This is a genomic window from Nocardioides albidus, from assembly GCF_006335005.1.
GTDB lineage: Bacteria > Actinomycetota > Actinomycetes > Propionibacteriales > Nocardioidaceae > Nocardioides > Nocardioides albidus.
In genome coordinates, this window is the sequence record NZ_VDMP01000017.1 from 27502 (window position 1) to 51199 (window position 23698).

The 23698-nt window shown below is 71.0% G+C and carries 23 protein-coding genes and 1 riboswitch; of the genes, 12 read left to right on the plus strand and 11 right to left on the minus strand.

The window, feature by feature from the left end; genetic code table 11:
- Positions 1-99: 99 nt before the first annotated feature.
- From ctaC to FHP29_RS04475, 5 genes are all read left to right on the plus strand, one after another.
- Positions 100-960, plus strand: a complete 861-nt coding sequence (ctaC, locus tag FHP29_RS04455) for an aa3-type cytochrome oxidase subunit II (RefSeq protein WP_139621651.1) — start codon at positions 100-102, stop codon at positions 958-960.
- On the plus strand, positions 957-2645 hold the full coding sequence (ctaD, locus tag FHP29_RS04460) for an aa3-type cytochrome oxidase subunit I (RefSeq protein WP_139621652.1): 1689 nt from the start codon (positions 957-959) through the stop codon (positions 2643-2645). The genes ctaC and ctaD overlap by 4 nt, the downstream gene beginning before the upstream one ends.
- Positions 2645-3061, plus strand: a complete 417-nt coding sequence (locus FHP29_RS04465) for a cytochrome c oxidase subunit 4 (protein WP_139621653.1) — start codon at positions 2645-2647, stop codon at positions 3059-3061. Before ctaD ends, FHP29_RS04465 begins: the two co-directional genes overlap by 1 nt.
- Before the next feature lie 798 nt (positions 3062-3859).
- Complete coding sequence (locus tag FHP29_RS04470; protein WP_240044306.1) at positions 3860-5077, plus strand: L,D-transpeptidase; 1218 nt, start codon at positions 3860-3862, stop codon at positions 5075-5077.
- Positions 5078-5091: 14 nt separating this feature from the next.
- Complete coding sequence (locus FHP29_RS04475) at positions 5092-6330, plus strand: O-antigen ligase family protein (RefSeq protein WP_139621654.1); 1239 nt, start codon at positions 5092-5094, stop codon at positions 6328-6330.
- Positions 6331-6398: 68 nt separating this feature from the next.
- Here FHP29_RS04475 and qcrB read toward each other — a convergent pair whose 3' ends face one another.
- The 4 genes from qcrB to ctaE are packed head-to-tail and all read right to left on the minus strand — an operon-like array spanning position 6399 to position 10797.
- Positions 6399-8126, minus strand: coding sequence for a cytochrome bc1 complex cytochrome b subunit (gene qcrB, locus FHP29_RS04480; protein ID WP_139621655.1), 1728 nt, complete (start codon positions 8124-8126; stop codon positions 6399-6401).
- The gene (gene qcrA, locus FHP29_RS04485; RefSeq protein ID WP_139621656.1) at positions 8116-9213 is read right to left on the minus strand and encodes a cytochrome bc1 complex Rieske iron-sulfur subunit; all 1098 of its coding nucleotides are present in this window, start codon (positions 9211-9213) and stop codon (positions 8116-8118) included. The genes qcrB and qcrA overlap by 11 nt, the downstream gene beginning before the upstream one ends.
- A complete protein-coding gene (gene qcrC / locus FHP29_RS04490) occupies positions 9210-10085 on the minus strand; it encodes a cytochrome bc1 complex diheme cytochrome c subunit (protein ID WP_139621657.1) in 876 nt (291 codons plus the stop codon). The genes qcrA and qcrC overlap by 4 nt, the downstream gene beginning before the upstream one ends.
- Before the next feature lie 58 nt (positions 10086-10143).
- On the minus strand, positions 10144-10797 hold the full coding sequence (ctaE, locus tag FHP29_RS04495) for an aa3-type cytochrome oxidase subunit III (protein ID WP_139621658.1): 654 nt from the start codon (positions 10795-10797) through the stop codon (positions 10144-10146).
- A gap of 112 nt (positions 10798-10909) precedes the next feature.
- Here ctaE and FHP29_RS04500 point away from each other — a divergent pair, with 112 nt between their 5' ends.
- Genes FHP29_RS04500 through trpD form a run of 3 tightly spaced genes read left to right on the plus strand, consistent with a single transcriptional unit; the run spans position 10910 to position 13314 of the window.
- Positions 10910-11872: a cytochrome c oxidase assembly protein gene (locus FHP29_RS04500; RefSeq protein WP_139621768.1), complete on the plus strand. Its 963-nt coding sequence runs from the start codon at positions 10910-10912 to the stop codon at positions 11870-11872.
- Between the two features lie 10 nt (positions 11873-11882).
- Positions 11883-12284 carry an Rv3143 family two-component system response regulator gene (locus FHP29_RS04505; RefSeq protein ID WP_192903964.1) on the plus strand — a complete coding sequence of 134 codons (402 nt, stop codon included), beginning with the start codon at positions 11883-11885 and terminating at the stop codon, positions 12282-12284.
- Position 12285: 1 nt separating this feature from the next.
- Positions 12286-13314, plus strand: a complete 1029-nt coding sequence (gene trpD / locus FHP29_RS04510) for an anthranilate phosphoribosyltransferase (protein WP_139621660.1) — start codon at positions 12286-12288, stop codon at positions 13312-13314.
- On the opposite strand, the gene FHP29_RS04515 is transcribed toward trpD, so the two are convergent.
- From FHP29_RS04515 to FHP29_RS04525, 3 genes are read right to left on the minus strand one after another with little or no spacing between them, the layout of a single operon-like run.
- A complete protein-coding gene (locus FHP29_RS04515) occupies positions 13307-14722 on the minus strand; it encodes a hypothetical protein (RefSeq protein ID WP_139621661.1) in 1416 nt (471 codons plus the stop codon). The genes trpD and FHP29_RS04515 overlap by 8 nt on opposite strands.
- A gap of 11 nt (positions 14723-14733) precedes the next feature.
- A complete protein-coding gene (locus tag FHP29_RS04520; protein ID WP_139621662.1) occupies positions 14734-15012 on the minus strand; it encodes an Lrp/AsnC family transcriptional regulator in 279 nt (92 codons plus the stop codon).
- Complete coding sequence (locus FHP29_RS04525; RefSeq protein WP_139621663.1) at positions 15009-16736, minus strand: DEDD exonuclease domain-containing protein; 1728 nt, start codon at positions 16734-16736, stop codon at positions 15009-15011. The genes FHP29_RS04520 and FHP29_RS04525 overlap by 4 nt, the downstream gene beginning before the upstream one ends.
- Before the next feature lie 98 nt (positions 16737-16834).
- Between FHP29_RS04525 and FHP29_RS04530 the strand changes: the two genes are divergently transcribed.
- From FHP29_RS04530 to FHP29_RS04545, 4 genes are all read left to right on the plus strand, one after another.
- A complete protein-coding gene (locus FHP29_RS04530; RefSeq protein WP_139621664.1) occupies positions 16835-17038 on the plus strand; it encodes a hypothetical protein in 204 nt (67 codons plus the stop codon).
- A gap of 178 nt (positions 17039-17216) precedes the next feature.
- A riboswitch (cyclic di-AMP (ydaO/yuaA leader) is annotated at positions 17217-17379 on the plus strand.
- Positions 17380-17406: 27 nt separating this feature from the next.
- Positions 17407-18402 (plus strand): C40 family peptidase, encoded by a 996-nt coding sequence (locus FHP29_RS04535; protein WP_240044307.1) that lies wholly within the window; start codon positions 17407-17409, stop codon positions 18400-18402.
- 38 nt (positions 18403-18440) lie between these two features.
- Positions 18441-19616, plus strand: a complete 1176-nt coding sequence (locus tag FHP29_RS04540; RefSeq protein ID WP_139621665.1) for a hypothetical protein — start codon at positions 18441-18443, stop codon at positions 19614-19616.
- 5 nt (positions 19617-19621) lie between these two features.
- Positions 19622-20866 carry a M48 family metallopeptidase gene (locus tag FHP29_RS04545; RefSeq protein WP_139621666.1) on the plus strand — a complete coding sequence of 415 codons (1245 nt, stop codon included), beginning with the start codon at positions 19622-19624 and terminating at the stop codon, positions 20864-20866.
- Here FHP29_RS04545 and FHP29_RS23080 read toward each other — a convergent pair.
- The 4 genes from FHP29_RS23080 to FHP29_RS04565 all read right to left on the minus strand — a co-directional run bounded on the left by FHP29_RS23080 (position 20856) and on the right by FHP29_RS04565 (position 23688).
- On the minus strand, positions 20856-20984 hold the full coding sequence (locus tag FHP29_RS23080; protein WP_420813385.1) for a hypothetical protein: 129 nt from the start codon (positions 20982-20984) through the stop codon (positions 20856-20858). The genes FHP29_RS04545 and FHP29_RS23080 overlap by 11 nt on opposite strands.
- Positions 20985-21115: 131 nt before the next feature.
- Positions 21116-21301 carry a Flp family type IVb pilin gene (locus FHP29_RS04555; RefSeq protein ID WP_139621668.1) on the minus strand — a complete coding sequence of 62 codons (186 nt, stop codon included), beginning with the start codon at positions 21299-21301 and terminating at the stop codon, positions 21116-21118.
- Between the two features lie 153 nt (positions 21302-21454).
- Positions 21455-22120, minus strand: a complete 666-nt coding sequence (locus tag FHP29_RS04560; RefSeq protein WP_139621669.1) for a response regulator transcription factor — start codon at positions 22118-22120, stop codon at positions 21455-21457.
- Positions 22117-23688, minus strand: a complete 1572-nt coding sequence (locus tag FHP29_RS04565; RefSeq protein WP_139621670.1) for a sensor histidine kinase — start codon at positions 23686-23688, stop codon at positions 22117-22119. Before FHP29_RS04565 ends, FHP29_RS04560 begins: the two co-directional genes overlap by 4 nt.
- Positions 23689-23698 lie beyond the last annotated feature (10 nt).

Below are 23698 nucleotides of genomic sequence, written 5' to 3' on the forward strand. Positions count from 1 at the left end.
AGGTCCAGAACACCGCCACGGAAGGACCCCTTGCCCCAGGCAGGGCCGCTCTCCGCTAATGTTCGTGGTGGTTCTGACCCTCGAGAGGAAGGCTCGTTCGTGGGCTGGTGGCACCCCGAGCGCACGCGTGGCGCGCAGCGACTTCGTCGCGCGACCCCGCTCGCCGGATTCGTCGTACTCGCGCTCGCGCTGTCCGGCTGCTCGACCGATACCCAGTGGGAACGGTTCGGCATGCCGGAGATCACGACCAAGCAGGGTGAGCACATCCTCCACCTGTGGCAGGGCTCCTGGATCGCCGCGCTGGTCGTGGGCGTCATCACCTGGGCGCTGATCATCGGCGTTCCGCTGTGGTTCCGTCGTCGCAGCGACGACGAGGTCCCGGTGCAGACCCGCTACAACCTGCCGATCGAGATCTTCTACACGATCTTCCCGGTCATCATGGTCATCGCCTTCTTCGCACAGACCGTGCGCGTGCAGAACATCGCGCTCGAGCACGACCCCGAGCCGGACGTGGTCGTCACCGTCGTGGGCCAGAAGTGGCAGTGGACGTTCAACCAGCCCTACGAGGGCGAGAACGTCTTCGTGTCGGGCACCGGTGAGGACATTCCGGACCTCGTGATCCCGGTCGACAAGACCATCGAGTTCCAGCTCCGCAGCCCCGACGTCATCCACAACTTCGGCATCCCGGCCTTCGCGATGCGCATGGACGTGGTCCCGGGCAACAAGAACTCCTACCAGGTGACGCCGACCGAGGTCGGCGACTACGCCGGCAAGTGCTACGAGCTGTGCGGTGCCTACCACTCGCGGATGCTCTTCAACGTGAAGGTCGTCTCCGAGGCGGACTACCAGGCCTACCTCGCCGACCTTGCCGAGGACCCCGGCCACGTGTCGGACGAGCCGGTCGTGGGCGGCAAGTACGCCGACGAGCCCATCAACGACGACGAGGGAGAGCACGAGTGACCACTCTCGCGCGTTCCGCGGACCTCAGCCAGCGCAAGCCGCTCGGCCAGCAGCTCGTCCGCGTCCTGACCACGACCGACCACAAGCTGATCGGCAACCTGTACTTCGGTACGGCGCTCGCCTGGTTCATCGCCGGCGGCCTGATGGCGCTGATCATGCGCTCCGAGCTCGCCTACCCCGGCAGCCAGGTCGTCAACGAGGAGCTCTTCAACCAGCTCTTCACCATGCACGGCACGATCATGCTGCTGCTCTTCGCGACGCCGCTGTTCTTCGGCTTCGGCAACGCGATCATGCCGCTGCAGATCGGCGCTCCCGACGTCGCGTTCCCGCGCCTCAACATGTTCAGCTACTGGCTGTACCTGTTCGGCGGCCTCATCGCCGGTGCCGGCTTCCTCACCCCGCAGGGCGCCGCCTCGTTCGGCTGGTTCGCCTACACCCCGCTGTCCGACTCGGTGAACAGCCCCGGCGTCGGTGGTGACCTGTGGATCATGGGTCTGTGGATGGGTGGTCTCGGCACCATCCTCGGCGCGGTCAACTTCATCACCACGATCATCTGCATGCGTGCCCCCGGCATGACCATGTTCCGGATGCCGATCTTCGTGTGGACCGTGCTGATCACCGCGATCCTCGTGCTGGTCGCCTTCCCGATCCTCGCCGGCGCGCTGCTCTCCCTCGAGGCCGACCGCCAGCTCGGGGCCCACGTCTTCGACGCCTCCCACGGAGGCGCGATCCTGTGGCAGCACCTGTTCTGGTTCTTCGGCCACCCCGAGGTCTACATCATCGCCCTGCCGTTCTTCGGCATCATCTCCGAGATCCTCCCGGTCTTCAGCCGCAAGCCGATCTTCGGCTACGTCGGCCTGGTCGGCGCGACCCTCGGCATCGCGATCCTCTCGGTCGCCGTGTGGGCGCACCACATGTTCGTCACCGGTGCGGTCAACCTGCCGTTCTTCTCCGGCATGACGTTCCTCATCGCGGTCCCCACGGGCGTGAAGTTCTTCAACTGGATCGGCACGATGTGGGGCGGGTCCGTGCGCATGGACACCCCCATGCTCTGGTCGATCGGCTTCCTCACGACCTTCCTGTTCGGTGGCCTGACCGGCATCATCCTGGCCAGCCCCCCGCTCGACTTCCACGTCTCGGACTCCTACTTCGTGGTGGCGCACTTCCACTACACGGTGTTCGGCACCGTCGTGTTCGCCATGTTCGCCGGGTTCTACTTCTGGTGGCCCAAGCTCACCGGCCGGATGCTCGACGAGCGCCTCGGGAAGATCCACTTCTGGCTGCTGTTCATCGGCTTCCACACGACCTTCCTCGTCCAGCACTGGCTGGGTATCGAGGGCATGGCCCGCCGCTACGCCGACTACCTGCCCTCCGACGGCTTCACGGCGCTCAACCAGGTCTCCACCATCGGCGCGTTCATCCTCGCCTCCTCGATGCTGCCGTTCTTCTACAACGTCTACGTCGCCCGCAAGGGTCCGCTCGTCAACACCGACGACCCGTGGGGCTGGGGACGGTCGCTGGAGTGGGCCACGAGCTGCCCGCCGCCGCGCCACAACTTCCACTCCATCCCGCGGATCCGCTCGGAGTCGCCGGCGTTCGACCTCCACCACCCGGAGATCGCCGCCATCGAGATGTACGACGAGCCGGTCGCCGCGGGCGCCGGTGCCAAGGAGGTCGACGCCTGATGAAGGTCGAAGCATGGATCTTCGGCGTGACCACGGTCTTCCTGGTCCTGGTCAGCCCTGCCTACTGGTTCATCACCGACGGCAGTGACCACGGCGCCGACTGGACCGGAACCTCCGCCCTGGTCATGACCACCCTGCTGTGCGCGATGGTCACCCTCTACCTCGGCTTCCACGCCAACCGGATGGACGCGCGCCCCGAGGACCTCAAGGACGGCGAGATCGCCGACGGCGCCGGCGAGCTCGGCTTCTTCCCGCCCTACTCCTGGTGGCCGCTGTGGTGCGCCGCCACGCTGGGCGTGATGGTCTTCGCCGTCGCCGTCCTCGCCTGGTGGCTGTTCATCATCGGCACCGTGCTCGGCGCCGTCGCTCTCAGCGGCTGGATCTTCGAGTATTACCGCGGGGTCTACGCGCACTGAGTGGGATGGCGCGAGCGCGTCGCTCGTTCCTCGCGCCGCGCTGCCGCGCGCGCGGTCCAGTCCGGTAGATGGTCGGGTCCGCCTGGCGGCCACAGCGTCGGCTCGCGGAAAGGCTCGGTCTCCTCCGCTCCGTTCGCTCCTTCGTCGCTCCCTGCGCTGCGTCGCCCTCGCTTCCCGCGATGACCGACACGTCGGCTTCGGTGGCGCGAGCGCGTCGCTCGTTCCTCGCGCCGCGCTGCCGCGCGCGCGGTTGGCTTCCGTAGGGCTTGCGTCGGTCTGGCGGCAAGCCTTCGGCGCGGCGGAAAGCGTCGCTCTCGTCGGCTCCGGTCGCTCGTGCCTCGCTCTCTTCGCCTCCTCGTGCGCCGTTTCCGCCGTAGCCTCCGCGAGGGTGCATGGCGCGAGCGCGGTTGGCTTCCGTAGGGCTTGCGTCGGTCTGGCGGCGAGCCTGTCGGCTCGCGGAAAGGCTGGTCTCCTCCGCTCGGGTCGCTCCTTCGTCGCTCCCTGCGCTGCGTCGCCCTCGCTTCCCGCGATGACCGACGCGTGGGGTTGGAATGGCGCGAACGTGCCCTGCAAGCCCCCATCGTCTTGCCGCCAGGCGGACGGTGGCCCTACGCGACTCGACCGCGCGCGCGGCAGCGTGTCGCCCCGCGGCGAAGCCGCGTCGAGCGAAGCCCGCGGTCCGAAGCGAGGACCGTGCGGCGAGCTCGACTGGCGACACGCTCGCGCCCAACAGCGCTGTGACGTCGCCGACGCGGTGAGAAGGCCGGAATCGTCGGCGTTGCCAGGTACCCTCGTGCTGTGCCTTCCCCGCTGACACGCTCTCGTTCGCGCGCCCTGCGCGTCGCCTCCGCACTGGCTGCGGTGGCGCTCGTCGCCGCAGGCTGCGACGGCTCGGGGTTCGTCCCGGGCACGGACGGCGGCGCCGGTGACGACGAGACCGCCGCCGCGGCGGCGCCCGACGCGGTCGTGACCGCCAATGTCAAGGACGAGGCTGCCGACGTATCTGTCGACAAGGTCGTGCGGGTCAGGGCCGAGAAGGGCACGCTGACCTCGGTGGTGCTCAGGTCGAAGGCGGGGCGGGTCGAGGGCGAGATCCGCGGTGACGGTGCGCGCTGGGTGTCCTCGGCGGGCCTCGAGCCGGGCACGCGCTACCGCGTCCGCGCCGTCGCGCGCAACGCCGAGGGCAAGGAGGTGCAGCGCGTCTCCACCTTCACCACCCAGGCGTTGAGCCTGGAGCAGCAGACGTACGCCTCGATCGCGCCGCTGCAGGGCGAGACGGTCGGCGTCGGCATGCCGGTGGTCGTCAACTTCGACCTGCCGGTCACCGACCAGGCGAGCTTCGAGAAGCACATGACAGTCACCAGCACCCCCGCCCAGGCGGGCTCGTGGTTCTGGGTCAGCAGCAGGGAGGCGCACTGGCGCCCCCAGAGCTACTGGCAGGCCGGCACGAAGGTCAGCGTCGACGTGGCCGTCAACGGTGTCAGCGCCGGCGCCGGCATCTACGGCCAGGAGGACCGCAAGGTCGACTTCGAGATCGGCGCCGCCCACGTCTACAAGGTCAACGCGCGCACCCACCAGATGAAGGTGTTCGAGAACGGCAGGCTCCTGCGCACGCTTCCGATCACCACCGGCAAGGAGGGCTTCACCACCCGCTCCGGCGTGAAGGTCATCATGGAGAAGTACGCCCAGAAGCGGATGAACTCCGAGACCGTCGGCATCGCCCGCGGCTCAGCCGAGGCCTATGACATCGACGACGTGAAGTGGGCCATGCGGATCACCAGCTCCGGCGAGTTCATCCACGCCGCGCCGTGGTCGGTCGGCTCCCAGGGCCGCGCCAACGTCTCCCACGGCTGCACCGGCATGAGCATCGACAACGCCGCCTGGCTCTACTCCATGACCCGTCGCGGCGACGTCGTCGAGTACGTCGGCACCGACCGTGCGATGGAGCCCGGCAACGGCTGGGGCGACTGGAACGTCTCCTGGCCGGATTACGTCGCCGGCTCTGCATTGGCCTGACAGACTCTGGCTCCATGAGCCCGGAGCAGCCCGCCTCCGCCGTCGCCGTGGAGAGGGGGATCGTGCGGCTCGCCCCGCTGGTCTTCGGCGTGCTCCTGGCTGCGCTGGCCGGCCTGCAGGCTCCCCGCGCAGAGGACCGCCTCCTGCTCCTGCAGTTCGCCCTTGTGATCGGGGTCGTCGGCCTGACTGCATTGCTGTTGCTGCGTGTCTCCAGGCGCCCGATCCGCTTGCCGGGACGTCTCTGGTCGTGGTTGGTCCTGATCCTCGCCTCGGGCTCCGTGTCGATGGCGATGTCGCCGTCACCTGTCGACGCGCTGCCACGGGCGGCGCTCTACGCCGCGTTGGTGCTCCTCGCGGTGGCTGTCTACGGGATAGCGAAGGCGCCGACTTGGTCGTTGGCGCCCTGGCTGTGCGCGATCGTGGCGTCCAGCGGTGCCTTCGTCCTGGTGGCGCTCGTCGACATGGCTCCACATCTTCCTCCGTTCCAGGGCCAGCACGTCGGCACCTTCGTGAACGTCCGCCGGATGGCCGCCGTGGCGTTCCTCGTCGCTGCGGCCGCGGGTGGGCTCGGGCTGTTGAACCAGCGACTGAGGGTCGCGGCTGTCGCTGGCACTGCGTTGATGCTCGTCGTGATCATGGCCAGTGGCTCCCGCGGTCCGCTCCTCGCGTGGCTGCTGTTCGCGGGGATCGTTATCTTGCTGAGCCGGCGTGGCAGGCGTCGGACATTTCTCGTGGACGCGCTGGTGGCCTTCCTGCTGGCCGCGGCGGCGGTGTCGACGCTCCACGTCTCCGGTGCATGGCAAACGCCGAACGTGTTCGTCCGCGTCGCCACGACTGCCGCAGCGGACGGCGAGGGGTTCAGCTCGGGCCGCGTGGAGCTGTGGCACACCGCTGTTGACGATGTGTGGCGAGCCCCCTGGTTCGGCCGCGGACCGGACGCCTTCGCACTGGTCGAGCCCATGGCGCTGGTGCTCCACCCGCACAACGTCGTGCTGCAGCTGCTGATGGAGTTCGGCGTCGTCGGGGTCCTCCTGCTCCTGGGACTGGCGGCTCGGTCGTTGCTCCGCGCAGGGGCGAGGCGTGTGTGGCAGGGGTGTCGGCGCACTCGATCCGGACAGCTCCTGAGCGCCATTCTCGTCGCACAGGCCGCGCTCGCGATGATCGACGGCCCGCTGTACTGGTTGCCGGCCCTCGCGCAGTTCGCTGTCTGCGCGGGCTTGTGGTGTGCAGTGGTGACCGACCACCAGGACTGACAGACGGAGAAGGGCGCCGCTCCCGGTGGGGGAGCGGCGCCCTTCGCGTCGTTCAGCTGATCAGGAGATCAGTGCTCGGCCGGACCGTGCCGGTTGGGGCCCGCGGCGATCTGCGACTCGAGCTCGTGGAGCTCGTGCTCCGCGTGGTGCTGAGACTCGTGAAGCTCCTCGGTCGTGGGCTTCTGGACGTTGTCCGCGAAGAACACGGTGGCCAGCTTGGCCCGCAGCTTGCGCAGGCGCGCGGTGCGGCCGGTGGCACCCGAGGCGTCGATCTCCTCGACCGTCTCCGGCGTCGGGTCGTCGTCGCGGGCCGTGAGCGTGTACGCCTTGCCCTCGGGGAGGGGAAGGTGCTTCTCGGCGTACCCGCCCGCGGGGGAGCGGACCAGGACACCGGTCTCGTAGCCGTGGAGCAGCTTGCCCTCGTCGTGACGCTGGAGCGAGATGCACCAACGGCGCGTGATGATGAAGGCGATCACGGGACCGATGAACACCGCGCCACGCATGAAGTACGTGATCTGGTTGATGCTCAGGTGCATCTTGATCGCGATGATGTCGTTGCCGCCCGCGGCCCAGGAGAGGCCGTAGAAGGTCATCAGCGCGACCATGATCGCGGTCCGGGTCGGAGCGTTGCGCGGACGCTGGAGCAGGTGGTGCTCCCGCTTGTCGCCGGTGATCCAGGCCTCGAGGAACGGCAGCGCCATCAGGATCATCAGCATCAGCGGCGGCATCACGAGGATCGGGAGCATCACGTTCCAGGACAGGGTGATGCCCCAGATGTGGGTCTCCCAGGCCGGGATGATGCGCAGCAGGCCGTCGGGCCAGCCCATGTACCAGTCGGGCTGCGAGCCCGCGGTCACCTTGGACGGGTCGTAGGGCCCGAACTTCCACACCGGGTTGAGGGAGAACAGCCCGCCGAGCAGCGTGATCACACCGAAGACGATGAAGAAGAAGCCGCCGGCCTTGGCCGCGTAGACGGGGAGCATCGGGTAGCCGACGACGTTCCCCTCGGTCCGGCCGGGACCGGGCCACTGCGTGTGCTTGTGGTAGACGAGCAGCAGCATGTGCGCGGCGACCAGGGCGAGCAGGATGCCCGGGATGAGCAGGATGTGCATCGCGTAGAAGCGCGGGATGATCGCGTCGCCGGGGAACTCGCCGCCGAAGAGGAAGAACGACATGTAGGTGCCGATCACCGGCGAGGCCTTCATGAAGCCGTCCGCGGCCCGGACGCCGGTGCCCGAGAGCAGGTCGTCGGGGAGGGAGTAGCCGGTGAAGCCCTCGATCGTTCCCAGCAGCAGGAGCAGGCAGCCGATCACCCAGTTGAGCTCACGCGGCTTGCGGAACGCGCCGGTCAGGTAGACGCGGAGCATGTGGATCATCATCGAGGCGATGAAGATCATCGCGGCCCAGTGGTGCATCTGCCGCATGAGCAGGCCACCGCGGACGTCGAAGGAGATGTCCAGCGTCGAGGCCATCGCCGAGGACATGTGGACGCCGCGCAGCGGGTCGTAGGCGCCGTCGTACTGGACCTCGGTCATGCTCGGGTCGAACCACAGCGTGAGGAACACGCCGGTCAGCAGCAGGACGACGAAGCTCCACAGAGCGATCTCGCCCAGCATGAAGGACCAGTGGTCCGGAAAGACCTTGCGGATGTTCTTCTTCATCGCGCCGCCGAGGCCCAGGCGGTCGTCGGCCCACGTCGCGATGGCGCCGGCCGCCTTGCCGCCCTTGGTGGTGGCGGGCGTCGTGCCGTTGGTCGAGGCGACCTTGCTGAGGTCGGGGTTCAGATCAACGCTCATAGTAGTCACGCTCCCAGAAGCTCGGGCCGACCGGCTCGTCGAAGTCGCTCTGCGCGACCAGGTAGCCCTCGTCGTCCACGGTGATCGGCAGCTGCGGCAGCGGGCGGCCGGCCGGGCCGAACACCACGTTGCCGGAGTCGGCGAGGTCGAACGTGGACTGGTGGCAGGGGCAGAGCAGGTGGTGGGTCGTGCGCTCGTTCAGCGAGATCGGGCAGCCGACGTGGGTGCAGATCTTGGAGTAGGCGACGATGCCGTTCACGGTCCAGTTGGCCCGGCTCTTGCCCTGGGCGTCCTTGCCGGGCTTGATGTCGCCCGGGGGCATCCGCAGCAGGATCAGGGACGCCTTGGACTTGTGGATCTGGAGGTTCACGCCCTCGACCTCGGTCGGGTCGATGTCGTAGCGCTCCGGGTTGTGCAGGGCGTCGGGCTGGCAGTTGACCAGGTCGCCGACCTCGAGGTCCGAGGCGAGGATCGGGGTCCAGATGCCGTCGCGCACGATGCGCATCGGCTTGTCCTTGGTGCCCTTGCCCCAGATCGTGTGGTTCAGCTTGTCGCCCGGCAGCGGGCCGAGGTCGCGCAGCAGCACCACGGCCGGCAGGCCGAGGAGGCCGACGGCGCCGAGGAGCGAGTTGCGGATCAGCGGCCGGCGGCCGATGCCCGACTCGGCGAGACCGTCGTTGAGCGCCTGGACGGCGACCTCGCGGTCCTCGTCCGAGGATCGTGCCGGGTGGCGCAGCTCGACCATCTCGTGGTCGGCCATGAGCTTGCGGGCCCAGTGGATGATGCCGACCCCGATGAGCAGCAGCGCGAGCCCGAGGAAGAAGCCCAGCGCCATCGTGGAGGCGCCGAAGCCGCCGATCACGTGCCAGTCGTCGCCGATGTCGAGGGTGAAGTACGAGACCAGGAAGGCGATCGTCGCGACCGCGGAGAGGCCGAACAGCGCGGCCACCTGGCGCTCGGCGCGCTTCTCCATGGCGGGGTCGACGTCGGTCGGCCGCCACTGGTGCTCGGGCAGGCCCGGATCGGGGATCGGCCCGACGAGCTCGCCCCCGCTCGACTCGGAGTGGTTGTCGTGTGCGTCGGTCACGCTGCCGCCTCGTCCTTCTTCTTGCTCGAGCGGGTGGTGTGCGCCGCGATCCAGACGGCGAAGCCGACCAGGACGCCGATGCCACCGACCCAGGCGATGATGCCCTCACTGACCGGACCGAGGCCGCCCAGCGTGAAACCGCTGTAGCTCGGGGCCTCGTCCAGCTCGTTGAGGTAGGCGATGACCGCCTTCTTGTCCTCCGGCGGGATGTTGCCGTCGGAGAAGGTGTCCATCGACTGGGGTCCGGTGAGCATCGCCTCGTAGATGTGCTTGGAGTCGACGCCGCGGATCTTGGGCGCATAGCCGCCGCGCGGCATGGCGCCGCCGGAGCCCTCGAAATTGTGGCAGGCCGTGCAGTTGGCGAGGAAGATCTGGCCACCGCGGACGACGAGCTCCTCGAGCTCCTTGTCGCTCATCCCCTCGGTGGAGTAGAGCTCCTTGTCGGGGATGGCCGGGCCGGTGCCGAGCGAGGCGACGTACGCCGCGAGGGCCTCGGTCTCCTCGTCGTCGTAGACGCGCTCCTTGCGAGGCGCCTGGGCTCCGGGCTGGGCCATCGGCATGCGCCCCGTGGCGACCTGGAAGTCGACGGCGGCGGCGCCCACGTCGGTCAGGGGCGGGCCGTACTGCGAGCCGCCCTGGGTCAGGACGCCCTCGCCGTTCTGGCCGTGGCAGAAGGCGCAGCCCACGAGGAAGAGCTCGCGGCCCTCCTTGATCAGTGCCGCCTCGTCCTGACTGGTGTCGGCCTGGGCCGGCGCCAGCGCTGCATAGAGGCCGCCCGTCAGCAGCAGGCCGCAGACGAGCACCAGGAGTCCGGCGATCGGCCCGCGGCGATGCCGCGAGAGTCGACCCGCGGAACGGTTCAGAAGGCGCACATTCAGTCCTTGTCAGTCCGGAGGATCCAACAGATCTTCGTCATCGGTGTCCGCCGTGTCACTTGATCAGGTAGATCGTCGCGAACAGGCCGATCCACACGACGTCGACGAAGTGCCAGTAGTAGGAGACGACGATCGCGCTGACCGCCTGCTCGTGCGTGAAGCGCCGGGCGACGTACGTGCGGCCGAGGACGAAGAGGAAGGCGATCAGACCACCGGTGACGTGGATGCCGTGGAATCCGGTGGTGAGGTAGAACATCGTGCCGTACGCGTCGTGGGGGATCGTGACGCCCTCGTGGATCAGCTCGGCGTACTCCAGCGCCTGGCCGCCGACGAAGACGGCGCCCATGACGTAGGTCAGGATGAACCACTCGCGCAGGCCCCACTTGCCGACCTGCAGCAGCGAGCCCGCCCGCGAGACCTGGCCGCGCTCGGCGGCGAACACGCCCAGCTGGCAGGTGAAGGACGACAGCACCAGGATCGTGGTGTTGATCGACGCGAACGGCACGTTCAGCAGCGCGGTGTTCTCCGCCCACATCTCCGGCGAGACCGACCGGATCGTGAAGTACGACGCGAAGAGGGCCGCGAAGAACATGAGCTCGCTGGACAGCCAGATGATCGTGCCGACCGCGACCATGCTGGGTCGGTCGTGCTGGCCGTGCAGGCGCGAGGCCGGAAGAGATGCCGAAGCTGAGATCGCCACGGGCGCCATTATGGCGTCTAACCCCGACGGACGGCATCCCGACCCCCCGTTCGGGACGCTCTCGGTTCACGACCTACGCTCGAACAGCGTTCCGGACCGGTCGAGGAGGTGACACGTGGGGATGGTGGTCGCGTCCGTCGCCGCGGAGGTCGAGGGCCTGCCCCCGTTCGACGCCGGTGCGCTGCTCTCCCAGTGGGGGATCGCGCCCCTGCCGCTCATCGTGACGGTGTGGGCCACGGGTCTCTACGTCGTCGGCGTGCTGCTCCTGCGTCGTCGCGGGGACGTCTGGCCCGTCGGCCGGTCGATCGCCTGGGGCGTCGGGATGCTCGCGTTCTACCTGGCGACGTCGTCGGGGCTGGCGGCGTACGACACCGTCCTGCTCAGCGCGCACATGGTCCAGCACATGGTGCTGTCGATGGTGGTCCCGCTGTCCTTGGCGCTGGGCGCGCCGGTCACCCTCGCCCTGCGCACGCTGCCTCGTCGTCCGCGCGGCTGGCTGCTGGCCGTGCTGCACTCACGGCTGGCGAAGGTGCTGGGCTTCCCGCCGCTGGCCTTCGGGCTCTACGTCCTCTCCCCGTGGGCGCTCTACTTCACCGGCTGGTACGACGCCTCGCTGCGCTCGACCTACGTCCACGAGATGATGCACGTCCACCTGGTGGCGGTCGGCGCGCTGTTCTTCTGGCCGATCGTCGGCGTCGACCCGCTGCCCGGTCGGGTCGCGCACCCGTTCCGGGTGCTGCTGACGGTGATGACGCTGCCGTTCCACGCCTTCCTCGGCGTCACCATCATGGGCCAGAAGACGCTGCTCGGCGGCGACTGGTACCCCTCGCTGCACGACGGCCCCCTCGGCGCCTGGCTCCCCGACCCCCTCGAGGACCAGAGGCTGGCCGGCGGCATCCTGTGGGGCGCCGGCGACCTGGTCGGCCTGGTGTTCTTCGTCGTGCTCTTCGTGCAGTGGGTGCGCTCCTCGATGAAGGAGGCCGAGCGCGAGGACCGCCGCCTGGACCGTCTCGAACGCCAGGACCAGCGGGCGGCCCCGGCCGCCCAGCGGCCCGCGCCGACGGAGTCCGCCCGCTCCGAGTAGCATCGCGCGGGTGCGAACCCCCGCGACTCTGAAGGTCCTCGTCTACAGCGACGACGTGCACACCCGCGAGCAGGTCATCCTGGCCCTGGGCCGCCGACCCCACCCGGACCTGCCGGAGCTGGAGTACGTCGAGATCGCCACCGAGCCCGTGGTCATCCAGAACATGGACGCCGGCGGCATCGCCCTGGCCATCCTCGACGGCGAGGCCGTCCCCGCCGGCGGCATGGGCATCGCCAAGCAGCTCAAGGACGAGATCCGCGACTGTCCGCCGCTCGTCGTCCTCACCGGCCGTCCCCAGGACGCCTGGCTCGCGACCTGGTCGCGTGCGGACGCCGCCGTACCCCATCCTCTGGACCCCATCCAGCTCGCGGAGGCCGTCGTCGGCCTGCTCCGCACGCGTGTACCCGCCTGACGTGGCGACCTGGCCCGACGTCCTCGGCGCCCTCGTGGCGGGGGAGGACCTGACCCCTGCCCAGTCCGCGTGGGCGATGGGCGAGATCCTCGCGGGCGAGGCGACCCCGGCGCAGATCGCGGGCTTCGTGGTCGCGCTGCGCGCGAAGGGGGAGTCCATCGACGAGCTCACCGGGCTGGTCGAGGCGATGTACGCCGTGATGACGCCGATCTCGGTCCCCGGCCGGCTTCTCGACGTGGTCGGCACCGGCGGGGACCGCTCGTTCTCGGTCAACATCTCGACCATGTCGGCGATCGTCGCGGCCGGCGCCGGCGCCCGCGTGGTCAAGCACGGCAACCGCTCCGCGTCCTCCCAGGCCGGCACCGCCGACGTCCTCGAGGCCCTCGGCGTCCGGCTCGACCTGCCCGTCGCACGGGTGGCCGAGATCGTCGACGAGGCGGGCATCACCTTCTGCTTCGCGGCCGCGTTCCACCCGGCGATGAGACATGCCGCGATCCCGCGCAAGGAGCTCGGCATCGGGACGGCGTTCAACGCTCTCGGGCCCCTCGCCAACCCCACCCGTCCGGCCGCCCAGGCGATCGGGTGCGCGGACGTCCGGCTCGCGCCCGTGATGGCCGGCGTGTTCGCCCGCCGCGGGGTCGACGCCTGGGTCTTCCGCGGCGACGACGGACTCGACGAGCTCACCACGACCACCACCTCGCACCTGTGGACCGTCCATGACGGGGAGGTCAGGGAGCTCACCGTCGACCCGGCGGCCTTCGGGATCCCGCGTGCCACGGCCGACGACCTGCGCGGCGGCGACGCCGAGCACAATGCCGGCGTCGTCCGGGACCTGCTCGGCGGCCGGACCGGGCCCGTGCGCGACGCCGTCGTCCTCAACGCCGGCGCGGCACTCGCGGTGTACGACGCCCCCGGGGAGGCGTACGACGAGGCCCTGGCGGCGGGGATCGCCCGCGCCGGCGAGGCCATCGACTCCGGCGCCGCCCAGGCGACGCTCGACCGCTGGGTCGCGGCCGCCGGCGTCAGCTGACGGGCGGAGCGAGCAGCACCAGGTCCCGGCTGCGCTGCTCGACCGTCCACCCGTCGCGCTCGAGCGCGTAGGTCAGCCTGTCGTCGGACGCCATGAGCGCCGCATCAGGGTCCAGCCGGGCCAAGGTGGTGTCCCAGCCGGGCCGCAGCGCGGCCAGGTCGGCGTAGTCCTCGAGCTCGGCGTCGGTGTAGACGTCGCCGTAGCCGTGCAGCGGGACGTCGAGCTCCGGATGGGTCCAGAGCAGGACGCCTCCGGTGCGCCAGTCGGTGACCACCAGGCTCGAGTCGGGCAGCGCGTCCAGCGCCCCGCGGAACGGCCGGACCTCGTCGGCGGGGTCCTGGACGACCGTCTGGAACGGGGCGAGGGCGAGGACGACCACACCGAGCGCCAGGACCGCCGCGAGCTCCGGGCGCCGCAGCGGTGCCGGCGCTCGCCGGTGTCCGCGGTAGGTGGCCACGACCAGCGCCAGGGCGATCGCCGCGAGCGGCACCGTGCGCCCCGAGTAGACGGCGAACACCCCGCCCAGGGCCAGCAGGCCGGCGTCGTACGGCGCCGCGGCCGCTGCGCGCACCATCACGAGGACCGCGAGGGCCAGCAGCAGCGCGACCGGCGCCGAGCCGACGGTGAGCAGCTCGGGAACGCCCCACTCCGCGAAGTACTCGGCACGGGAGTTGACCAGCACGACGGCGGAGAACAGCCGCGGCCCCACGGGCGTGACCAGGGTCGCCGCCAGCATCCCGACGGGGACCGTCAGCAGCAGGGCGGCGCGTCGTCGCTCCGGACGGCGCTCGACGATCACGAGGACGGCCAGGAGAGCGCTCGTGCCGACGCCGAGGATCCACATCCCGTGGCAGGTGGCCCACAGCCAGGCGAGGGGCACGAGCAGCCACGGCGCCGAGCCGGTCCGCCGCGCGCGGTCCCAGGCGGCGAGGACGGCGACGAAGAGGAGGTAGCTGAGGACCTGCGGGCGCAGGGAGAGGCTCGGCAGGAGGCCGACCAGCACCACGGCGGTGAGCAACACCGCGGTCCCCGGGCCGGCGCGGCGGCGCAGGAGCAGGTAGAGAGCGGCAGCGAGGGCCGTGACGAGAGCCGCGAACACGAGGACCAGACCGGTCCGCCCGGCCACGTCGAAGGTCCAGGACAGGAGGACCTGGGCGAGCCACTGGGTCGGCACCCAGTCGTGGGACGACCCCGTGCTCGGCTGCCCGGGGTGGCCGATGGACCAGTCGTGGCGGAAGTGTTCGCCGAAGCGCAGGTGGAAGTAGGTGTCGAACGCACGGAAGGGACGGCGCTCCCAGGCGACGAGGAGAGCGGCGAGGAGCACGCCGGTCGCGACGGGCCAGGCGCGCGCCAGCAGGGGGAAGCGGGCCGCGGGCGGAGATGCCTCGGGCGGCTCGGTCGCGGCCACCGGGACGACTGCTAGTCCAGCCCGAGGGAGAAGGCCGCTTCGAGGTCGTGACGGGAGTAGGCGCGATAGGCGATGTGGGTCTCGGTGTCCACGACGCCCTCGACCTTGTTGAGCCGGTCGGCCACCACGGCGGCGATGTCGTCGTGGGAGCTGACCCGGACCAGCGCGATGAGATCGATCTGGCCGGTGACGGAGTAGACCTCGCTCACGCCCTCGAGCGCCGCGATCGCCTCGGCGACCTCCGGGATCCGCGCGGTCTCGGCCTGGACGAAGACGATGGCGGTGATCATGGGCCCAGGGTAGAGGCTGGGGCGGTCGGGACGTACGCCGTGGCGTGGCGGCCGGCACCGCGCACCGGGCACGCCCACTCGCCGACCACCTCGACCAGGCGGACGCCCGGGGACTCGAGCCAGCGCAGGATCCGCTCGGACTCCTCGGCGCTGGCCGCCGGCGTCGGCCCGATCGCCGGCAGCACGGTCTCGGCCGAGGCACGCAGGCCGTCGACGTAGGCGACCGCGTCGGTCCCCGCGGGGATGACTCCGGCGGCCGCGAGGCGGCCGTGGCGCACGACGTGGACGGCCCACCGGCCGTCCTCCTCGCGACGCGCGGCGACCACCTCGGGACACCCGGTGAGTGCCGTCAGCCGTTGGTTGCGGGCCGCCGCGCGCACGAAGTCGGCGAGTCGGTCGCGGTGGTGGGCGGCCTCCTCGAACCGCTCCTCGGCGGCCAGCGCCGACATCCGGGCGTGGACGAGGTCGACCACGTCGTCGGGGCGGGTGAGCAGGGTGTCGCGCAGCTGGCGGACGACGGCGGCGTAGGTCTGCGGGTCGACGCTGCCGTCGCACGGGGCGAGGCAGCGGTCCATCTCCGCCAGGACGCAGGCGCTGCGCCGCGGCTGCCGGCCGAAGCGGTCGTTGCACTGCCGGATCGGGAACACCTCGTGCAGCGCGGCGAGCGAGCTCTCCGCGGCCGCTCGCGAGGAGAACGGGCCGAGGTAGTCGGCGTCGTCGTCGAGCACGCGCTTGACCAGGGAGAGCCGTGGCCACGGCTCCCGGGTCAGCTTGAGCCAGGTGACCTTCTCGGGATGGCGGGAGCGCCGGTTGTAGGGAGGCTTGTGCTCGGCGATCAGGCGCAGCTCGCGCACGGACGCCTCGAGCGGGGTCGCGCACTCGACGGCGCTCACCGACGAGGCGATCTGGACCATCTCGCCGATCCGGGTGCGCCGCTCCGAGGCGGTGAAGTAGCTGCGGACCCTGCGGCGCAGGTCGCGGGAGGTGCCGACGTAGAGGACGCGGGAGCTGTCGTCGCGGAAGAGGTAGACGCCGGGGGCATGGGGGAGGTGCTCGGCGAGGTGGCGCTTGCGCCGGGCGGCGCCGGCGACCTTGCTGGAGTAGCCCTGGAGCTCCTCGAGCGTGTGGACGCCCAGCCCGCCCAGGCGCTCCATCAGGCCGTGCAGCACGTCGACGGTCGCCCGCGCGTCGGCGAGCGCGCGGTGGTTGGGCGTCGTGCCGGCGCGGAACACCCGCGCGAGCGAGGAGAGCTTGTGGTTGGGGGCCTCGTCGCGGGTCACGACGTGGCGCGCGAGCTTGACGGTGTCGAGCACCTCGAAGTCGGGCCAGACGATGTCCTGCTCGCGCGCGAAGTGGCGCAGGAAGCCCACGTCGAAGCGCGCGTTGTGGGCCACCAGGACCGACCCGGCGGCGAACTCCAGGAACGCCGGCAGGGCCGCGCCGATCGGGGGAGCGTCGGCGACCATCCCGTTGGTGATCCCGGTGAGCACCGCGATGAACGCGGGGATCGAGGTGTGGGGGTTGACCAGGGTCTGGAACTCGCCCAGGACCTCGCCGCCCCGCACCTTCACCGCGCCGATCTCGGTGATCATGTCGCCGTCGGCGACCGAGCCGCCCGTGGTCTCCAGGTCCACGACGCAGAAGGTGACGTCGTGCAGCGGGCGGCCGAGCTCGTCGAACCCGCGCTGCGCGTCCCACCGGGGTGTGACGGGTGCTGCGGTCATGGGAGCGACGGTAGGCGCCACCTCCGACGCTTCCCGGGACGTCGGGCCGATGTGTCGCCGGCGGGGTTGTGTCGGAGCCCCCTGTCAGCCTCGCGGACATGACGAGGATCGACTGCGACACCTGTGTGGTGCGAGGGCTGGCCTGCCACGACTGCGTGGTGACCGTGCTGCTCGGACCCCCGCCCGAGCTGGTGATCGGCGACGACGAGATGGCGGCCCTCGAGGTGCTGGCCGACGGGGGGCTGGTCCCGCCCCTGCGCCTGGTCCAGCCGGTCGACGGTCCACGGGTCGAGTCGGCGTGAGTCCCCGGTGGGGATGGGGCCGCCGTGACCGGCGGGAGCGATGTGACGAAGGCCACGCCGGCGTCGGGCGGCTCGTCCCCACACGCCCCGGGGCGGTTTTGGTCCGGGCCGCCGGCCGCGACTAGTCTGCTCCCTCAGGTGTCCGAGGAAGTGGGTCGACCGACCCGCGCGGGCGCCGCGCTGAGTTCGGACCGCTCGGGGTCCGGAGCCGGGGAACCAACCACTCTGGGGTGAGTCCCGCACGAGGCGCGAAGGGCGGGGTCCGACCGGACCGCGCCGGTCGCGAGGAGTGCGGGTAGGGCGAGTCGTGCCCGAACCCGTCAGCTCACCCGGTAGGCGTACGACACACCAGAGGGGACCGCCAGCTCGTGCTGAACGGCCGGACACGAACCACCGCCGCGCTCGCGGCGCTCGCCGTCACCGGAGCGATCACGCTGTCGATCAGCGGCACGCCCACGCCCGCGCAGGCGGAGCCCGACCTCGAGACCGTGAAGGCGCGTGTCGACCGGCTCTTCCACGAGTCCGAGCAGGCCGCGGAGCGCTACAACGACGCCGAGCTCGAGCTCGCCGAGCTCGACGACGACCTCACCTCCCTCGAGGCCGACCAGTCCCGTCAGGGCGACGCCCTCGCCGGTGTCCGCTCCGACGTGCGTGACTCGCTCATCCAGCAGTACCAGTCCGGCAGCCTCGGTCCCACCGGCGAGCTGCTGTCCTCCGACTCCCAGGGCTTCCTCGACGAGCTCGCCACGATGTCCACCGTGGCGGGTCTCCAGGACTCCCTCCTCGCCGAGTACGGCGACGAGGTCGAGGCCTACGACATCCGCAAGGACCAGACCGAGGAGCGCCGCGCCGACATCGAGGAGCTCCAGGCGAAGCTCGCCGAGGAGAAGAAGACGGCCGACGCCAAGCTCGCCGAGGCCAAGGAGCTCCTCTCGCAGCTCGAGGCCGAGCAGCGCGCCGCCCTCCTCTCGCGCGACGCGGGCCGTCCGATCGACGCCAGCGCCATCCCGGCCTCGGGTCGGGCGGCGGAGGCCATCAAGTACGCCCTCGCCCAGGTCGGCGACGCCTACGTCTGGGGCGCCATGGGGCCCAACGCGTTCGACTGCTCCGGCCTGACGATGATGGCCTACGCGCAGGCCGGCGTGAGCCTGCCGCACTCCTCGCGCGCCCAGTACGGCAGCGGCGCGCACGTCGCCAAGAGCGACCTGCAGCCCGGCGACCTCGTCTTCTACTACAGCCCCATCAGCCACGTCGGCATCTACCTCGGCAACGGCCTGATCGTGCACGCGGCCAACCCGGGCGCCGGCGTCAAGGTCTCCGACCTCGACGAGATGCCCTACGCCGGAGCGGTCCGGCCTGGGTGACGTCCAGGGCAGGGCGTCGGGCCCTTCCTGCGGTCCTGGTGGCCCTCGCCCTCGTGGCGGGCGGCTGCTCCCAGGACGAGTACGTCGCGCCGCCTCCGGGGACGACCAGCGATGTCGCCGACCCGGCTGCGGCCGCCGACACCCTGCGTGACCTCCAGGCCGCGATCCGCGCCGGCGACGGAGCGGCGGCCGCCGCTCTCGGCGCCGACCCGCGCGCCCACGACCTGCTGAGCGCGGTCGCCGTCAATGCGGCGGCGCTCGAACTCTCCGACGTCACGCTGCGCTACGTCACCGAGACCGGGCGCACCAGCGGCGGGGACGCCTGGGACGGGCAGGTGGCGATCACCTGGCGCATCCCGGGGCTCGACCGCGCCTCGGCGCGCGCCGAGCTCCCCGTCTCCTTCGCCGACCACGGCACGTCGATCTCCGCGATCGGCGGCACCGGGGCACGGTTGCCGCTGTGGCTCTCCGCTCCGCTCACCGTCGAGCGCCAGGGCCAGGTGGTCGTCGCGGTCGCCGGCCACGGCGCCGCGGCCCGGGGCTACCTCGCCGCCGCGCTTCGCGCCGTCGCGGAGGTCCGGGCCGTCGTACCCGGTCCTGGCGGGCTGGTCGTCGAGGTCCCTGCCGACGCCGAGGGCCTGCAGCGCGCGCTCGACACCGAGCCCGGACAGTACTCCGCGATCGCGGCGATCACGGCCCCGGTCGACGGCTCGCAGGCGCCCGGCAGCCCCGTGCACGTCTTCCTCAACCGCACCGTGTACGACGACCTCGACCCGGTCGCCGCCCAGGTCGTGATGACCCACGAGGCGGTGCACGCCCTCACCGAGGCCGTCGGGGCCCGGCAGGCACCCCTGTGGCTCGTCGAGGGCTTCGCCGACTACGTCGCGCTGCGCGACGTCGGCCTGCCCCTGACCCGGACGGCAGGGCAGATCGCCGCGCAGGTGCGCCAGCAGGGGGTCCCCGAGCGGCTCCCGGGCGACGGCGAGTTCGACCCGACCGCCAGCCACCTCGGCGCGGTCTACGAGGCGGCCTGGCTGGTCTGTGTCACCCTCGCCGAGCACGCGGGAGAGGGGGCGCTCGTCGACGTCTACGAGCAGGTGCGGGACGGCGGGGATCTCGCCGGAGCGCTGCGGCAGCACGCCGGGTGGAGCGAGCAGGACCTCACCGCGGCGTGGCAGGACCGCCTCGCCGGGTTGCCCGCCGTGGCAGGCTGACCCGCGTGGCGGACGACCGATCGGCGGTGCGCAGGGTCGCGCTAGGCACTGTCCTCGTGGGGGCGGCCGCGTTCGTGCTTGTCGCGGCGGCCCGGGTGCCGTGGCATCCCGTCCCCGGCGGCCTTCCCGACCCGGTCACGGCGTCCGCGGTCTTCACCCGCGCCCAGATCGAGACCGGCGAGCACTACGCCCTGTGGGGCCGGATCTGGAGCTGGTCGCGACTCGCGGTCTCGCTGGGGGTCGCCGCCTGGCTGGGCTTCGGAGCCCGGGGACGCAGGCTCTCCGCCCGGCTACGCGGTTGGTGGTGGATCCGGGTCGTGCTGGTCGTGCTGGCCCTGACCCTCGTCGGCGAGCTGGTCACCCTGCCCTTCGGCATCGCCCTGCGCCAGCTGGGCCTCGAGGAGGGGCTGGTCGCCGGCACCTGGTCCGACTGGGCCCTCGACCAGGTCAAGGGCTGCCTGGTCACCGTGATCGGCACGTCCATCGCGATGTGCGCGCTCGTGGGCTGCATGCGTCGTCTGCCGCGGCTCTGGCCGGCCGTCGGGGGGCTCGCGGCCGCCGGGCTCGTCGTCCTCGGCTCGTTCGCCTACCCGGTGGTGGTCGAGCCGGTCTTCAACAGGTTCGAGTCCCTGCCCGACGGCGCGCTGCGCGCGGAGGTGCTGGCCCTCGCGGACGCCGAGGGCGTGCCCGTGGACGACGTGCTTATCGCCGACGCCTCGCGGCGCACGACGACGCTCAACGCGTACGTGTCGGGCTTCGGCAACAGCCGCCGGGTCGTCCTCTACGACAACCTCGTCGACGACTCGCCGCGCAACGAGACGCTCGCGGTCGTCGCTCACGAGCTGGCGCACGCGAAGTACGACGACGTGCTGACCGGGACGCTGCTCGGCGCGGCCGGGGCGGTTCTCGGCGTGGGGCTGCTCGGCTTCCTGCTGCCCGGCTCCCGACGTACCCGGGAGGACGAGGTGACGGCGGTGCCTCGGGTCCTGGCCCTGGTCGCGATCGCGACCTTCCTGTCGGCGCCGGCCCAGAACGCCATCAGCCGGGCCATCGAGACCCGGGCGGACCAGACGGCGCTGGAGGCGACCAACGCCCCCCAGGCGTTCGTGGACCTCCAGCGCCGTCTGGCCCTGCGCTCCCATGCCGACCCCACACCTCCGGCGTGGTCGCAGTGGTGGTTCGGCTCGCATCCGACGGTGTTGCAGCGGATCGGGCTCGCGAACCGGTTCGAGTCGCGTCCTACGGGGTGATCGCGGAGTTGACGCTGGCGTTCGTGTTATCGAACAGGCCGCCGACCCGACCTCCGAGGAGGAGCACGGCGGAGACGATGACCGCCGCGATCAAGGCGGTCAGGAGCGCATACTCCACCGCGGATGCGCCTCTGTGACGATGCAGCGGCGATGCGGACATGAGCGTCTCCCACGGATGAGTTGGCCGAAAAAGCGTAGCGGTCGCGCCACAGATGATGACGCGACCGCCCGTACGACTCTCGATCGAGATCAGCTCCCGAGGCTGGTGTTGACCTTGTCGAAGGCGCCGTCGAGCTTGGTGCCGAGCAGGACCACCGCGGAGATGATAACGGCGGCGATGAGGGCGACGAGCAGCCCGTACTCGACGGCGGTGGCGCCGCGCTCGTCCATCTTGGCGAGGCGGGCGTTGAGCAGGATGCTGAGGTACTGGATCATGGGGTGCTCCCTGTGCACTGGTTCTTCGTGTCCCCGGGGAGTGCGTTCCCCGATAGCCAGAACTCTGCCGGAAGCGCTCCGGAGAAGGATCGGGAGTTCGTGCGCTCGCTGCTAGTCACTTCGGACTACCGGCGGCGGACGGCCTGCGGCCGCTCAGCGCGCCGCGGGCTGGACGGTGGAGAGCAGGCCGATCCGCATCGCCGTGACCAGCGCCTGGGCGCGGTTGGCGGCCCCGAGCTTCTGGTAGATCCGGGCGATGTGCGACTTGGTCGTGGACTCCGAGAGATAGAGCTTCGCCCCGATCGCGGCGGCGTTGAGGCCCTCGGCGAGGAGCAGCAGGACGTCGTGCTCCCGCTCGGTCAGGGCGGTCGACTCGGCCGACTGGCGGCGCATCATCGCGCCCACCAGGCCGGCGCAGACGAACGCCTTGGGGGAGACCGCCGCGTGTCGGGCCGCCTTGATCACCTCCGTCGACGGAGCGTCCTTGCCCACGAAGCCGGAGGCGCCGGCCTGCATCGCGGCGAAGATCTGCTCGTCGCCCGAGTGCATGGTCAGCACGATCAGGCCGACCTGGTCGCTCTCCTTGCGCAGGGTGCGGACGACGTCGAGTCCGGTCCCGTCCTGCATCTGCAGGTCGGTGATCACCACGTCCGGGCGCACCTCGCGGAAGCGCTGGATGCCCTCGCTCACCGAGCCCGCCGTCGCGACCAGGCGCAGGTCGGGCTCGAGGTCGATGACCGCTCCGAGCCCCTCGCGGATGAGCTCGTGGTCGTCGATCAGCAGCACCGTGGTCGAATCGCTCTTCGGGGGGTGGGTCATCGCTGCTCCGTGAGGTTCGAGGAGCCGTCGGCGACGATCGGGCTCCGGGGGGTCTTCAGGGCCACCGAAACGGTGAGGCCGCGACTGGCGTTGTCGCGGACCACGAGCTCCGCGCCGATCAGTCTGGCACGTTCGCGCATGATCTTCAGGCCGTGCGAGTCGGAGCGTGCCGACTGCAGGCCGACACCGTCGTCGGTGACGGTGATGATCGCCTCCGGCGCGTAGACCTGGCACCGGACGTCGATCGACCTCGCACGAGCATGCTTGACCGCGTTGTTCATCGCCTCCTGCGCGATCCGGAACAGCTCGGCCTCGACCTCGGGGCGCAGCCGGGTCGGCTGCTCGTCGAGCCGCACCCGGATCGGGATGCCCGAGGACTCGGAGAGGTGGCGCGCGACGTTGCTGATCGCGGCGCCGAGGCTCTCGTTCTCGCCGATGCTGGTGCGGAGGTTCATCACCGACTGCCGTACCTCCGCGACCACCTTCGATACCCGCTCGCGCAGCATCGCCAGCGCCCTGGCCTGCTGCTCGTCCGCCGGGCGGGCAGCGAGGGCGTCGATGATGTAGCCGAGCGAGGCGATGTCCTGGGCGACCCCGTCGTGCATCTCGCGGGCCAGCCGGTTGCGCTCGTCGGCCGTGGCGGCGTCGCGGAACTGCGCGAAGAGCAGTGCCGCGTCGAGCTTGACCGCGGTGTCGGCGAGGTCGCGCGCCATGGCGGCCAGGGGGAGCGGCCGGCCGGTGTCGGAGCCGGCCGGCCGCAGGCCGGCGACGATGGCCTGGTCGCTGACCCGGAAGGCGAATCCCTCCCCGATCTCGACCGGGTGGCCCTGCCCGGGCTCCTGGAGGCGCACGTCGCCGGCCAGGGTCTCGGTCGCCACCGCCTCGGCGGCGTCGAGCTCCACCGTCGAGGCCACGGGGGCGAGCGCGTCCCCGCGAGGGACGTAGAGCACGAGGGCCCGGTTGGGGATGCCGTCGCTGACCTGGCTGAGCATCTCACCGCCGAGCGCCCCGACGTCCAGGCCCGAGCTGAGGCTGCCGGCGAGCTCGATCAGCTGCTTGAGGTGCTCCTGGGCGTCGCGGTACGGCGCGAGCGGGTCGGGGGCCCGGTCCGAGGAGAAGGTGACGGCGGCGATCAGGCTCAGGCCGAGACCCGCCATCGCCCAGGTGAAGATGGCGATCGCTTGCTCGGTCTCGATCGTCTCCCACCACATCAGCGCGAGCGCGACCACGGCGATGGTCTCGACCATGACGGTGCGCACCATGGTCCGGACGCCGGCGACCGCCGTGGCGTACAGCGGAGGCACGACGAGCGCCGCCAGGATCACCGGCGCCTTGGTCATCGACAGGGCGCAGATCACTCCGATCGCCGCGGCCTCGGTCAACGGGCTCAGCGACAGCTCCAGCTCACGCCGGGTCGCGGTCACGGCCTGGTAGACCCACACCGCGCAGACGGCGGCCAGGGCGAGCAGGCCCTCCTCCTGGTGGAGCCACGCGATCGGCCCGCCGATGGCGAGCAGCGCGAACAGGCGCGCCGCGCCGACCACCGCATAGGTCTGGCTGCTCGGCATGGATTCCACA

Excerpts from the sequence above, each read along its gene's own strand:
- FHP29_RS04465 (WP_139621653.1), top strand. The coding sequence starts at position 2,645 with ATGAAGGTCGAAGCATGGATCTTCGGCGTGACCACGGTCTTCCTGGTC.
- FHP29_RS04475 (WP_139621654.1), top strand. The coding sequence starts at position 5,092 with ATGAGCCCGGAGCAGCCCGCCTCCGCCGTCGCCGTGGAGAGGGGGATC.
- qcrB (WP_139621655.1), bottom strand. The coding sequence starts at position 8,126 with ATGAGCGTTGATCTGAACCCCGACCTCAGCAAGGTCGCCTCGACCAAC.
- ctaE (WP_139621658.1), bottom strand. The coding sequence starts at position 10,797 with ATGGCGCCCGTGGCGATCTCAGCTTCGGCATCTCTTCCGGCCTCGCGC.
- FHP29_RS04500 (WP_139621768.1), top strand. The coding sequence starts at position 10,910 with ATGGTGGTCGCGTCCGTCGCCGCGGAGGTCGAGGGCCTGCCCCCGTTC.
- FHP29_RS04520 (WP_139621662.1), bottom strand. The coding sequence starts at position 15,012 with ATGATCACCGCCATCGTCTTCGTCCAGGCCGAGACCGCGCGGATCCCG.
- FHP29_RS04525 (WP_139621663.1), bottom strand. The coding sequence starts at position 16,736 with ATGACCGCAGCACCCGTCACACCCCGGTGGGACGCGCAGCGCGGGTTC.
- FHP29_RS04530 (WP_139621664.1), top strand. The coding sequence starts at position 16,835 with ATGACGAGGATCGACTGCGACACCTGTGTGGTGCGAGGGCTGGCCTGC.
- FHP29_RS04555 (WP_139621668.1), bottom strand. The coding sequence starts at position 21,301 with ATGATCCAGTACCTCAGCATCCTGCTCAACGCCCGCCTCGCCAAGATG.
- FHP29_RS04560 (WP_139621669.1), bottom strand. The coding sequence starts at position 22,120 with ATGACCCACCCCCCGAAGAGCGATTCGACCACGGTGCTGCTGATCGAC.
- FHP29_RS04565 (WP_139621670.1), bottom strand. The coding sequence starts at position 23,688 with ATGCCGAGCAGCCAGACCTATGCGGTGGTCGGCGCGGCGCGCCTGTTC.